A 12,885-nucleotide genomic window follows, 5' to 3' on the forward strand; every position below is an offset into this window, starting at 1 on the left:
TCAGACCGACTCCTGTCCGCGCAGCTGTCCATCACCGACCACGACGTACTTCTCGCAGGTCAAACCTTCGAGGCCGACCGGGCCGCGGGCGTGCAGCTTATCAGTAGAAATGCCGATCTCGGCACCCAATCCGTATTCGAAGCCATCGGCGAAGCATGTCGGGGTGTTGATCATCACCGACGACGAGTCGACTTCAGCCGCGAAACGCCGGGTGTCGCCCAGGTGTTCGCTGACAATCGAATCGGTGTGGTGAGAGCCGTAATGGTTGATGTGCTCGATGGCCTGCTCCAGCCCGTCGACCACGCGGATCGACAGGATCGGCGCCAGGTACTCAGTGCTCCAGTCTTCTTCAGTGGCCGGCAGCGCTTCGATGATAGCCCGCGTGCGATCGCAACCGCGCAGCTCGACGCCTTTTTCGCGGAACTGGGCAGCCATCGGCGGCAGGAAATCCCGGGCAACGGTTTGGTCGACCAGCAGCGTCTCCATCGCACCGCAAATGCCATAGCGGTAAGTCTTGGCATTGAAGGCGATACGCTGGGCTTTCGGCAGGTCGGCGTGGGCACTGACATAAACGTGGCAGATGCCGTCCAGATGCTTGATCACCGGTACGCGGGCATCGCGGCTGACCCGTTCGATCAGGCCACGACCGCCACGGGGCACGATGACATCAACGTATTCCGGCATGGTGATCAATGCACCAACGGCTGCACGATCGGTGGTTTCGACCACTTGCACCACCGCCGCCGGCAAATCGGCTTCGGCCAGACCGCGCTGGATACAGGCAGCGATGGCACGATTGGAATGAATGGCCTCGGAGCCGCCCCGCAGGATGGTCGCATTGCCGGACTTCAGGCACAGGCTGGCGGCGTCGATGGTCACGTTCGGTCGCGATTCGTAAATAATCCCGATCACGCCCAAAGGCACGCGCATTTTGCCGACCTGGATACCCGAAGGCCGATAGCTCATGTCGCGGATCGCACCGACCGGGTCCGGCAACGCCGCAACCTGGCGCAGGCCGACGATCATGCCGTCGATACGCGCAGGGGTCAGCGCCAGGCGTTCAAGCAGCGCCGGCTCCAGACCATTGGCGCGGCCGGCTGCCAAGTCCAGCTCATTGGCGGCCGTCAGCTCGGCGCGGGCAGCATCCAGCGCATTGGCAGCCGCCTGCAAGGCGCGGTTTTTCTGCGCGGTGCTGGCACGGCCGATAACGCGGGAAGCCTCGCGGGCAGCGATCCCCAAGCGGGTCATGTAGTCAAGAACGGACTCAGTCATGGTCTGGCGTGGTCTTTTCCGAGGTCGTGGTAAAGAGTAAAGCGGCAGATTATAGCTGTCGCGTCCACCGACTAACAGCGGTGACGGGCGGATGGTCGAAATGGAGGGCAATTTGCCGACGTTCAGCCGGGATTAAGCTGCAAATTGTTATCATCACGACTCAATCAGCCCTGATAAACGCCGTTCATCATGACTAATCTGACTGTTCGTGAGTCCGCCGCGAGCCTGCCCAAGGGCCTCCCGGACGCTTTTTTCGACCGTGACGCCCAAACAGTGGCCCGGGATCTACTGGGCAAAGTCATCCGCCATCGGGTCGGCGACCTGTGGCTCAGTGCCCGGATTATCGAAACCGAAGCCTATTACTGCGAAGAAAAAGGCAGTCACGCCTCCCTCGGTTACACAGAAAAGCGTAAGGCTTTGTTTCTGGATGGCGGCCACATTTATATGTATTACGCCCGTGGCGGCGACTCCCTCAACTTCAGCGCTCAAGGCCCTGGCAACGCAGTGCTGATCAAATCCGCCTACCCTTGGGTCGATGAGGTCAGCGGGCCGGCGAGCCTGGCGCAGATGCTATTGAACAACCCCGACGCCCAAGGCCGCCCTCGCCCCTCGCAGAAGCTGTGCGCGGGGCAAACATTGCTCTGCAAGTCGCTGGGGCTGAAAGTGCCCGTCTGGGACGCGAAACGCTTCGATCACGAAGTGCTGCTGGTGGAAGACGTCGGTCAGACACCCCCACACATCATCCAGGCGACCCGCCTGGGCATTCCCCACGGGCGCGACGAACACCTGATGTACCGCTTCGTGGACGGCGCCTATGCCGCCCATTGCACGCGGAACCCGCTGCGACGGGGGCAGGTCGAAGGTCGCGATTATTTTGTGCTGTCCTGACGACCCTATGCCCGCTCCCACAGGGTTCGGTGACGTCGTTACCAGAGCCCTGCGGGTTCAGCAGGATCAATTGAACATTCAATGGAGTTGTTTTTATGGGCCCATGGCTCGATAGCGTGACGGCCTGGTTGACGGTCAACCCGCAATGGCTGGCAGCGGCAGTATTCATCGTGGCCTTCGTGGAGTGCCTGGCGATTGCCGGACTGATCGTGCCCGGCACGGTTTTGTTATTCGCCGTGGCAGTGCTGGCCGGCAGCGGTGCGCTGTCGTTGAGCGAAACGTTATTGCTGGGCTTCCTCGCCGGCGTACTGGGCGACGTCGTGTCCTATTTCCTGGGACGCCATTTCCATCAGAACATCCGGCGCCTGCCCGGGCTGCGTCATCACCCGGAGTGGATCGCCGGGGCCGAGTCGTACTTCCAGCGCTACGGTATCGCCAGCCTGCTGGTCGGGCGCTTCATTGGCCCCTTGCGGCCCATGTTGCCGATGGTCGCCGGGATGTTCGACATGCCATTCCCACGCTTCTTCGCCGTCAGTCTGCTGGCAGGAGCGGGATGGTCAGTGGCCTACCTATTGCCGGGCTGGGCCACGGGTGCGGCGATTCGCTTGCCGCTGCCCGAAGGCTTCTGGCCGCAGGCGGGTATCGTCGTCGGCAGTATTGCGGTCATGGTGGGACTGAGCGCGACCAGCAGTCTGCGTCGCCACCGCAAAGCCACGATGTTCATTGCAAGCATGAGTTTTCTGATTCTGGCAGGGTTGTTTATCAGCTATCCACACCTGACGGCCCTCGACCAGGGGATTATGGCCCTGGTACAGGAACACCGCAGCCCGGCGCTCGATGAAGTGGCCGTGGTCTTCACGCTGATCGGCGAATTTCGCAGCATGCTCCTGTTCAGTGTCTTGCTGGTCGGGCTTTTGCTGATCACCCGGCAATGGCGTCCGGCGATCTTTGCCGGCAGCACGCTGATGTGCACCGCATTGGCCAACACCTTGACCAAGTACTTTTTCACACGCCTACGTCCGGAAGTGCTGAGCGACCCACTGACCAGCTACAGCATGCCCAGCGGCCACGCGTCAGGCTCTTTCGCGCTGTTCCTGACCATCGCCGTGCTGGCCGGCCGTGGACAGCCACCACGGATGCGCCTGACCTGGCTGCTGGTGGGATGCCTGCCGGCGCTGGCAATCTCCCTTTCCCGCGTCTACCTCGGCGTGCATTGGCCGACGGATGTTTTGGCCGGGGCGATGCTGGCGGCGAGCGTTTGCGCGACGAGCCTGTGGTTGAGTCAGCGCAAGACTTCGCTCAACGCCCTGCCGCCCAGGGTGTGGTGGCTGGTATTGCCGGCGCTGGTGGCGCTGTTCGCGTTCTTCGTGATCCGGCACTTACCGCACACGATGCTGCGGTATGCCTATTAAGAAAGCTCAGGCAAACAACTCCCCTTGCAACTCGTCCAGCAACGCCTGAATCGCATCCAGTCGTTGCTGCGGATCATCGAGTTGCAGCAGGTCGATCTTGTCCACTTCGGCGAACGGCAAGAGGTAAGCCAACTGATTGGCCAACGACTGTTGGCCGGTCGCTTCCGTGCCCATGTTCAGCGCTTCGACCATCGGGTGTTCGGCCAGCGCGTTGAGCAAGGCCACCAGATCAGCGTCCTCTTCCTGTAATGGCTGTTCAGGCTCATCTTCCAGCCACTCGACCTCGGCGACGGTCAACTGATCGCGCTGAACCTCGGTGCGCAATACATGGAATCGCCGACCGCCCTGGACTCGAATCCCGAGCAGGCCGTTGTCCTGCTGCTTGAAGTCGGTGATCAGCGCCTCGCAACCAACCAGGGCATAACCCGCCGGAGCGATGCCGACTTCTTCGCCGTCTAGAATGCACACCACACCGAAGCCGCCGCCCTGCTTCATGCAGCGACCGATCATGTCCAGGTAGCGCGCCTCGAAAATCTGCAAGTCGAGGATGCAGCCAGGAAACAGCACCGTGTTCAGCGGAAAAAGCGGCAGACTCATAGACATTTCCTTCAAACCACTATCGACACCGCCAACGGCAGGAACACCGCCGTGGCCACGCCCATCAAACTCATCGCCAGCGCCGCGAACGCGCCGCACTCTTCACTTTCCTGCAAGGCCACCGAGGTGCCAACCGCGTGGGCGGTCATGCCCAGCGCCATGCCGCGTGCCTCCGGGCTGTGGACACCGAGCCGGGTCAGCAGGCTCGGGCCGAAAATCGCCCCGATCACACCCGTGATCAGCACGAACACCGCCGCCAGCGCCGCGACACCGCCGATTTGCTCGGCCACCAACATGGCAATCGGCGAAGTCACCGACTTCGGCGCCATGGTCATCAGGATCATGTGTTCGGCACCGAACCACCAGCCCAACAGCACACCCATGCCTGTAGCCACCACGCCGCCTATCACCAGCGTAGTAAAAATCGGCCAGAACAACTGCCGAATCCGTCGCAGGTTGAGATAAAGCGGGACGGCCAGCGCGACCGTCGCCGGGCCGAGCAGAATGCTGAGAATCTCGGTGCTCTTGCGGTACTCGGCGTAGGTCAACCCGCAGCCCACCAGCACACCGATCACCAGCAACATGGAGACCAGCACCGGCTGCAAAAAGATCCAGCGGGTTTTCTCGAATGCGGCCAGTACCAGCTGATAGGCGCCGAGGGTAATGCCGATACCGAACAATGGATGGTGAATCACCGACGTCCAGGCGCCTTGCCAGTCAAGGATCATTGGCTGTCCTCGGGATGGTGAGCGTGACGCTTGATCAAGCGCTGCATCAGCACGCCCGCGAAGGCCATGGACAGCAGCAGCGACAACACCAAGGCTCCCGTGATGGCCCAAAAATCCGCGGCAATGTCTTTGGCGTAAACCATCACGCCCACCGCCGGCGGTACCAGCAGCAAGGGCAAATACCGCAACAGGCTGCTGGCCGCCAGGTTCAGCGGTTCACCCACCTGACCACGGCTGATCAGGAACACCAGCAACAGCAGCAGACCGACAATCGGCCCCGGCAGCACTGGCAAAAACAAATGGTTTATCGCGGTGCCGAGCAATTGGAACAGCACCAGCCAGGTCAGGCCACGTAACAACATTCTTCATCTCCCGCAAATCCGTCACCCGCATTGGCCCGGGCATTATAAGCACGCCTGCGCTATAGACCGGCATTCGCCAAAAGCATGGTCGGTTGACCGGAGCAATTTGCCATGTTGATCTAAAGTGGTAAGCCGGGAGGCCAAAAATCCCCCCATTCAAAACTATAAAACCGATGAACCCAAGGAGAGTCTCAATGCCCTATGTTCCAGTTGCAGAGCTCAATGATTATGTCGGCAAGGAACTTGGACGTTCCGAATGGCTCACCATCGATCAGGAACGCATCAACCTGTTCGCCGAAGCCACAGGGGACTATCAGTTCATCCATGTCGATCCGGTCAAAGCCGCGCAAACGCCCTTTGGCAGCACCATCGCCCACGGTTTCCTGTCGCTGTCGCTGATTCCAAAACTGATGGAAGACATCCTCGTCATGCCCGAGGGCTTGAAGATGGTGGTCAACTACGGCCTCGACAGCGTGCGCTTCATTCAGCCGGTCAAGGTCAATTCGAACGTGCGCCTCAAAGTCGACCTGACCGACGTCACCGAGAAGAAACCCGGCCAATGGCTGCTCAAAGCCACCGCGACCCTGGAAATCGAAGGCTCGGACAAGCCGGCGTACATTGCTGAGCCCTTGTCGCTCTGCTTCGTGTAAACCATCCCGGATGCGAAGCAGGCCGTACTGTTTCGCATCACCTCCTTTTATACCGACTGTATAAGGTCACATAGCTGCGGCATACTCCGTCGCCTAATTGCCCGGATCCTGCTATGCGCTCACTCGCACTCCTTGCCTTGACCCTGATGCTCACCGCTTGCGGCGACGGCGAATCGCCGCTGCCCCCTGACGCCCGCCTGCCGGATGGCGGACGCTATCGTGGAGATCTGGTCAATGGGCTGCTGCAAGGCCAGGGTCGCATCGATTACCCGAACGGCAGTTGGTATGCCGGCGAGTTCGACCAAGGCCAATGGCATGGCCAGGGCGAATGGCACGGCAGCAACGGCGAGGTTTATCGCGGGCAATTCAAGCAAGGGCTGTTCGACGGCCAGGGCAGCCTGACCACCAATGGCAGCAGCTTCACCGGCAGCTTCAAACTCGGCCGCCGCGACGGCGAAGGCACCCTCAAAGAAAACGGCATGACGTACCGCGGCGAATTCAAAGCCGATCAGTATTCAGGGCTTGGCCGTCTCGAACTCGATGATGGCAGCACCTACCAGGGCCAGTTCGCCCACGGCAAGCCCAACGGCGAAGGCCAGCGCGGGGACGGCAACGGCAATCAGTTCACCGGGCACTTCGTCGATGGACAGCTGCAAGGTAACGGGACGTTCAACAGTGCCGACGGCGACATTTATGTCGGCGGTTTCAAGAACAATCAACTGCACGGCAAGGGCCGCTACGAAAACGCCGACGGCGACGTCTGGCTGGGCCAATTCGAGGAAGGCTCGCTGAACGGCAAGGGCGAGTTGATCGGCGCCGATGGCAGCCATTACATCGGTCAATTCAGCGACTGGCGCTTTGTCGGCCAAGGTCGCCTGAACCTGCCTGATGGCAGTTTCTATATCGGCCAGTTCGACAACGACAGCTATTCCGGTCGCGGCACCCTGGTGCTGACGGACGGCACGGTACAAAGCGGTACCTGGGTCAACGGCCAGCGCGTGCGCGATGCCAATGGCAAATTACTCCCCGACACCCTCGAACTCGGCCTGCTGGCCCAGGGCCACCTGCTGGAGGACGCACTCGGCAATGTACCGACCTCGACCCCGGCCGTAGAGTTGTACACCTTGACCCTCGGCGGCGATGGCAATCTGAGTGTTTTCCTGCGCGAATCCGACTACGTCGCCAACATGCTCACCAGCCGCTTCGGCGCCTTCGGCCAGATCCGCCTGGTGAACCATCGCGATCACCTCGTCGACCGTCCGATGGCCACCCGGGAAAACCTGCGTCGCGCCGCCGTGACCCTGGCCGAACGCAGCGGCCCGGAAGATTTGGTTTTCATCTACCTGACCAGCCACGGCAACGCCGAACACGAACTGGTGCTCGACCAGCCACGCATGGAACTGGCCGATCTGCCGGCCGACGAACTGGCCACGGTCCTCGCCCCGCTGAAAAACCGCGACAAGATCATTGTGATTTCGTCCTGCTACTCCGGCGGTTTCATCCCGGCCCTCAAGGACGAACGCACCCTGATCATGACCGCCACACGGGCTGACCGCGTGTCTTTCGGCTGTTCGGAAGAAGCCAACTTCACGTACTTCGGCGATGCCCTGTTCGCCCAGGCCCTGAACCAGACCGATGATCTGGAACAGGCCTTCAAGTTGGCCAGGGCGACTGTCGCCGAGCGCGAGCTGGCCGATGGCTTCGAAGCCTCCGAACCGCAGATCTGGGCACCGAAAACCGTGCTCTCCCACTGGCAGCTGTTACGTAAACAACAGGCACGCAAAGCCCTGCAAAGTGCCGCCATTGAAAGCAAGGATACAAAGAACAACTAAGCTGATGGGTATCAAGGGAGAAACACTATGTACTTGACGCCTCAGCACGTACTGCTTGCCGGAGCCACCGGGTTGACCGGTGAGCATCTACTCGATCGTTTGCTCAATGAGCCCACCATTACGCGGGTTCTGGCCCCCTCACGCCGGGCGCTGGCCAAACATCCCCACCTTGAAAACCCGGTCGGCGACCCGGCAGTATTCCTCCCGCAATTGAACGGTCGCGTCGACATCGCCTATTGCTGCCTGGGCACCACCATCAAGCAGGCGGGCTCGGAACAGGCGTTTCGCGCGGTGGACCTGGACATGGTGGTGGCCTTCTCCAAACGGGCGCGGGAAATGGGCGCCCGTCACCTGATCGTGATCAGCGCCCTGGGCGCCGATCCGAAGTCTCCGATTTTCTACAATCGGGTCAAAGGCGAGATGGAGCAGGCATTGCGCGCGCAGGACTGGCCGCAACTGACCATCTGCCGTCCATCACTGCTCTTGGGCGAGCGCACCGAACCGCGCCTGGCAGAGAAACTCGCCGGCCCGCTGTCTCGCCTGATACCCGGCAAGTACCACGGCATCGAGGCCTGCCAAATGGCCCGCGCCATGTGGCGACTGGCGCTGGAAGAACAGAATGGAGTGCGGATTGTCGAGTCGGATGAGCTGCGCAAGCTCGGCAAATAGACTGGCCGACTTGCGGCGAGGGGACTTGCCTATAACCCACCTGTCGCCTGAAAGCTGACCCCGATTACAGTCAGCAACGACAAAGGCAGCAGCAGGGTGTCGAGCAGTGCGCTGGCCGGCAGGTCGACGCCGGGATAGCTCGGCGCTTCGGCGCCGAAGCGGTCCATCGCGCAGCAACCACCGTTCATCGCATACAAATCCAGCCGGGTCCCCGAATACACCACGGGCGCACCCGGCTTCGCGGCATCCAGCGTGCGCGCAGTGGCGCATCCGGCCAACTGCAAGGCCAGCACAATCGCCAGTAACTTATTCATCGCTGGTCAGATGGTGTTCGCCCCAGCGCGGCAGCATGTCTTGCGGAATATTCAACAGGTTGAGAATGCGCGCCACGACGAAATCGATCAGGTCGTCGATGGTTTGCGGCTGGTGATAGAAGCCCGGCGATGCTGGCAGAATCGTCACGCCCATGTTCGACAACTTGAGCATGTTTTCCAGGTGAATGCTCGAATACGGCGCTTCACGGGGCACCAGGATCAGTTGGCGACGCTCCTTCAGCGTCACATCGGCGGCACGTTCGATCAGGTTGTTGCAGGCGCCGGTCGCGATGGCTGACAACGTCCCGGTAGAGCACGGCACGACCACCATCGCCGCCGGTGCGCCGGAGCCCGAGGCCACCGGCGACATCCAGTCTTCCTTCCCATACACCCGAATCTGCCCCGCCGCAGCGCCGGTGTATTCGGTGAGGAAGGCCTGCATCATCTGCGGTTTGGCCGGCAGCGTGACGTCGGTTTCGGTGGCCATCACCAGTTGCGCGGCCTTGGAAATCAGAAAGTGCACTTCCCGCTCTTCGCGCACCAGGCAGTCGAGCAGGCGCAAGCCGTACTGGGCGCCGGAAGCGCCCGTCATCGCCAGCGTGATGCGGTCCGGGCCGTTGTTCATTTAAGCGCCTCGGCGAGTTTGCCGTGCAGGCCGCCGAAGCCGCCGTTGCTCATGATCACCACGTGAGTGCCGGGCTGGGCCTGGCTCTTGACGCGTTCAATGATGCCTTCGAGCGAATCACTGACGATCGACGGCACCGTACACAGTGCGGCGGTGCCCGCCAGATCCCAACCGAGGTTGGCCGGTGCGTACCAGATCACCTGGTCGGCGTCGACCACGCTTTCCGGCAAACCGTCACGGTGCGCACCCAGCTTCATGGAATTGGAGCGCGGCTCGATGATGGCGATCAACGGTGCATCGCCAATGCGTTTACGCAAGCCGTCGAGCGTGGTGGCGATGGCGGTCGGATGGTGAGCGAAGTCGTCATAAATAGTGATGCCGCGCACCTCCGCGACTTTTTCCATGCGACGCTTCACGCTTTTGAAAGCGCTCAACGCGGCGATGCCCATGGACGGCACCACACCGACGTGACGTGCAGCCGCCAGTGTGGCCAGTGCGTTGGCGACGTTGTGCTGGCCGGTCATGTCCCACTCGACCACGCCCTGGGAAGCGCCTTCGAACATCACTTCGAACTTCGAGCCGTCTTCGCTGAGCAGCTTGACCTGCCACTGGCCGCCGGCACCCGTGGTTTGCACCGGGGTCCAGCAGCCCATCTCGATGACGCGTTGCAAGGCTGGCTCGGTGGTCGGATGAATGATCAGGCCTTCACTCGGGATGGTCCGCACCAAGTGATGAAATTGCCGTTCGATGGCCGGCAGATCCGGGAAGATGTCCGCATGATCGAACTCCAGATTGTTCAGGATCGCCGTGCGCGGACGGTAGTGCACGAATTTGGAACGCTTGTCGAAGAACGCACTGTCGTACTCATCGGCTTCGATGACGAAGAACGGCGTATCACCCAGGCGCGCCGAGACCGAGAAATTCTGCGGCACGCCGCCGATCAGGAAGCCAGGGCTCATGCCCGCATGCTCCAGCACCCAGGCGAGCATGCTGCTGGTGGTGGTTTTGCCATGAGTACCGGCAACGGCCAGCACCCAGCGACCTTGCAGCACGTGGTCTGCCAACCATTGCGGACCGGAAACATAGGGCAGGCCTTTGTTCAGCACATATTCCACGGCGGGGTTGCCACGGGACATGGCGTTGCCGATCACCACCAGGTCGGGGGCCGGGTCCAGTTGCGCCGGGTCATAACCTTGGGTCAACTCAATGCCCTGGGCCTCGAGCTGGGTGCTCATCGGCGGATAGACGTTGGCATCGGAGCCCGTCACGTGATGGCCCAGCTCTTTGGCCAGAACCGCCATCGAACCCATGAAAGTGCCGCAGATACCAAGAATATGAATGTGCATAGTCGACCTCGTAAAACATGGCCGCAGGTTAGCTTAGGGAGGGGAAAATCGCACCTTGTGTTTCAGTCCCTGCTGATGGCTGGACCTGTGGAAGCACGACTTTCCGTGCCCCCACCGACTGGCTGGTCCTAGCGGGCGATACCGTGTTTGCGCAGTTTTCTGTAAAGCGTGTTGCGGCTGACTCCCAACTGCTCAGCCGTGTGGGTCATGTGCCAACGCGTTTGCTCCAGCGCATTCAACAGCGCCAGGCGTTCGGCATCTTCCAGCGGATGTTCGGCAGGCTCTTCAATGACCGATTGAACCGCCGGTCGGGTCTGGCGAATCACCGCCGGCAAATCGTCCAGCACAATCCGCCCGCCCTCGCACAACGCGGCCAATGTCCGCAGTACGTTGCGCAACTGCCGCACGTTGCCCGGCCAGGCGAAACCCAGCAGGGCCTGGCGGGCCTGGCCGTCGATCACGACCAGCTCTGCGCCCGCCTCTTCGGCCAGTAAAAAGTCCAGCAGTTGCGATTTGTCACTGCGATCGCGCAATGCCGGCAGCGCGACCTCCAGCCCGTTGAGTCGATAGAACAGGTCCTCACGGAAACTGCCTTCCTGCACCCGTTCCAGCAGATTGCGGTGCGTGGCGCTGATGATCCGCACGTTGACCGCCTCCGGCTCGCCACCGATCGGTACCACCTGACGATCCTCCAGCACCCTCAAGAGTCGCGTCTGCATCGCCAGCGGCATGTCGCCGATCTCGTCGAGGAACAAGGTGCCGCCATCGGCCTGTTGCAACTTGCCGCGCATGCCTTCCTTGCGCGCCCCGGTGAAGCTGCCGCCGCGATAGCCGAACAGCTCGCTCTCGATCAGGCTTTCCGGGATGGCGGCGCAGTTGAGGGCGACAAACGCCTTGTCCACCCGTTGACTGGCGCGATGGACGGCTTTGGCAAATGCCTCTTTACCCGAACCGGTTTCACCGTTGATCAGCAACGGCACATCCCGTTCGTACACCCGCAGGGCCTTGCGGAAATCCGCCTGCAAACCGGCATCGCCCAGGCAGATACCCAATGACGGCGCACGCTCCTCAACCACCGGACTGGGCACCAGTGGTACTGGCACGCGGCGCGGCTGCCCACGCAATACGGCGAACAGCTTGCGCCCGTCACGGGTGCGCAGCGGCCAACTGGCGCTGGCATTGGCGCTCGCACGGCCAAGCAACTCATCCAGCGAACAATCGAAAAATGCCTCAACCGGCTTGCCCAGCAATCCCCCGCGCACGTGGCCCAGCAGGTTCAGCGCGCTCTGATTCACCGCACAGATCCGTCCTTCTCCATCGAACGCCAGCAACCCTTCGCTGAACAGCCCGACAGACTCGGCCTGCAAATGAAAACGCAGCAGCCATTGATTGTCGAAGTAACGCAGGAAATAGCAGCTCTCGATCATCTTCGCCGAAAGATTGACCAGGGCCATGGTATGGAACTGACTCTGACGCGACACCTCATGCCGCGCCGACGAGACGTCGAGCACCGCCAGCAGCTCACCGTGGGGGTCGAACACCGGGCTCGCCGAGCAGGTCAGGCCGGTATGACGGCCGCGGAAGTGCTCGTCCTGGTGGATGGTCAGCGACTGGCGCTCCACCAGACAGGTACCGATGCCATTGGTGCCTTCGCAGGCCTCGCTCCAGTCGGCGCCGAGCCAGAGCCCGGCGCGCTCGAAAATCTTCCGTTCGGCGGGCGCCGTCACACAGTTGAGGATCACACCACGCGCGTCGGTCAGCAGCACCGCATGGCCGGCGCCGGAAAGCTGTTGATGCAGGCTGGTCATTTCACTGCCGGCGATGTGCAGCACTTGCTGCAGGCGTTCACGGCTTTCGAGGACGCGTCCATGTTCCAGCACTGTCGGCGCCATGCTCAGGGCCGGATCGAGGTGATAGTCCTCAAGGCAGCGCAGCCAGGAGCGGGCGATGGACGGATCGCTGCCAGGACCGTGCAGGTGGGCTTTGCCCTGGGTCACAGTCAGTACTTGCTGGGCATGGCGACTCAAATGGTTGTCGTGCATTTCTTATTATTCTCCCCGGGGCTCGGCGACCCGTGTTGAGGTGATGCCGAGCATCCTCCAGCCTAGCCTGCATTGCAATGCCGGCAAGACCGGCCTGTCACAGGCTGTGCCACAAACGGTACAAAGTGTCACAGGCACTGTACCGAAA

At 61.5% G+C, this 12,885-nt stretch carries 13 protein-coding genes; 5 read left to right on the forward strand and 8 right to left on the reverse strand.

Going from position 1 to position 12,885, the window contains the following annotated elements:
- Entirely contained in the window at positions 1-1,272 is a 1,272-nt protein-coding gene (locus JQF37_RS07750; protein ID WP_130204635.1) for a glutamate-5-semialdehyde dehydrogenase, read from the reverse strand.
- Between the two features lie 189 nt (positions 1,273-1,461).
- Here JQF37_RS07750 and JQF37_RS07755 point away from each other — a divergent pair, with 189 nt between their 5' ends.
- Entirely contained in the window at positions 1,462-2,160 is a 699-nt protein-coding gene (locus JQF37_RS07755; RefSeq protein ID WP_196587176.1) for a DNA-3-methyladenine glycosylase, read from the forward strand.
- A gap of 95 nt (positions 2,161-2,255) precedes the next feature.
- Entirely contained in the window at positions 2,256-3,572 is a 1,317-nt protein-coding gene (locus tag JQF37_RS07760; protein ID WP_130211343.1) for a bifunctional DedA family/phosphatase PAP2 family protein, read from the forward strand.
- Between the two features lie 6 nt (positions 3,573-3,578).
- Here the strand turns inward: JQF37_RS07760 and JQF37_RS07765 are convergent, their stop codons facing one another.
- From JQF37_RS07765 to JQF37_RS07775, 3 genes are read right to left on the reverse strand one after another with little or no spacing between them, the layout of a single operon-like run.
- Complete coding sequence (locus tag JQF37_RS07765) at positions 3,579-4,169, reverse strand: LON peptidase substrate-binding domain-containing protein (RefSeq protein WP_130211344.1); 591 nt, start codon at positions 4,167-4,169, stop codon at positions 3,579-3,581.
- An 11-nt stretch (positions 4,170-4,180) separates the two neighbouring features.
- Positions 4,181-4,897, reverse strand: coding sequence for an LrgB family protein (locus tag JQF37_RS07770; protein WP_130211345.1), 717 nt, complete (start codon positions 4,895-4,897; stop codon positions 4,181-4,183).
- On the reverse strand, positions 4,894-5,259 hold the full coding sequence (locus tag JQF37_RS07775; RefSeq protein WP_130211346.1) for a CidA/LrgA family protein: 366 nt from the start codon (positions 5,257-5,259) through the stop codon (positions 4,894-4,896). The genes JQF37_RS07770 and JQF37_RS07775 overlap by 4 nt, the downstream gene beginning before the upstream one ends.
- Positions 5,260-5,453: 194 nt before the next feature.
- On the opposite strand from JQF37_RS07775, the gene JQF37_RS07780 reads away from it, so the two are divergent.
- The 3 genes from JQF37_RS07780 (at position 5,454) to JQF37_RS07790 (ending at position 8,410) form a co-directional block, all read left to right on the forward strand.
- Positions 5,454-5,909, forward strand: a complete 456-nt coding sequence (locus tag JQF37_RS07780) for a MaoC family dehydratase (protein WP_130211347.1) — start codon at positions 5,454-5,456, stop codon at positions 5,907-5,909.
- Between the two features lie 113 nt (positions 5,910-6,022).
- A complete protein-coding gene (locus tag JQF37_RS07785; protein ID WP_130211348.1) occupies positions 6,023-7,741 on the forward strand; it encodes a C13 family peptidase in 1,719 nt (572 codons plus the stop codon).
- 27 nt (positions 7,742-7,768) lie between these two features.
- A complete protein-coding gene (locus tag JQF37_RS07790; protein WP_130211349.1) occupies positions 7,769-8,410 on the forward strand; it encodes an oxidoreductase in 642 nt (213 codons plus the stop codon).
- Between the two features lie 29 nt (positions 8,411-8,439).
- Here JQF37_RS07790 and JQF37_RS07795 read toward each other — a convergent pair whose 3' ends face one another.
- From JQF37_RS07795 to JQF37_RS07810, 4 genes are all read right to left on the reverse strand, one after another.
- Positions 8,440-8,724: a YceK/YidQ family lipoprotein gene (locus JQF37_RS07795; protein WP_130211350.1), complete on the reverse strand. Its 285-nt coding sequence runs from the start codon at positions 8,722-8,724 to the stop codon at positions 8,440-8,442.
- Positions 8,717-9,349 (reverse strand): flavin prenyltransferase UbiX, encoded by a 633-nt coding sequence (gene ubiX / locus JQF37_RS07800; RefSeq protein ID WP_047533771.1) that lies wholly within the window; start codon positions 9,347-9,349, stop codon positions 8,717-8,719. Before ubiX ends, JQF37_RS07795 begins: the two co-directional genes overlap by 8 nt.
- The gene (gene mpl / locus JQF37_RS07805) at positions 9,346-10,695 is read right to left on the reverse strand and encodes a UDP-N-acetylmuramate:L-alanyl-gamma-D-glutamyl-meso-diaminopimelate ligase (RefSeq protein WP_130211351.1); all 1,350 of its coding nucleotides are present in this window, start codon (positions 10,693-10,695) and stop codon (positions 9,346-9,348) included. Before mpl ends, ubiX begins: the two co-directional genes overlap by 4 nt.
- Before the next feature lie 128 nt (positions 10,696-10,823).
- Entirely contained in the window at positions 10,824-12,737 is a 1,914-nt protein-coding gene (locus tag JQF37_RS07810) for a sigma-54-dependent Fis family transcriptional regulator (RefSeq protein ID WP_130211352.1), read from the reverse strand.
- Between the last annotated feature and the right edge of the window lie 148 nt (positions 12,738-12,885).

Origin of the sequence: Pseudomonas sp. MIL9, assembly GCF_016887925.1 — a bacterium.
Taxonomy (GTDB): domain Bacteria; phylum Pseudomonadota; class Gammaproteobacteria; order Pseudomonadales; family Pseudomonadaceae; genus Aquipseudomonas; species Aquipseudomonas mohnii.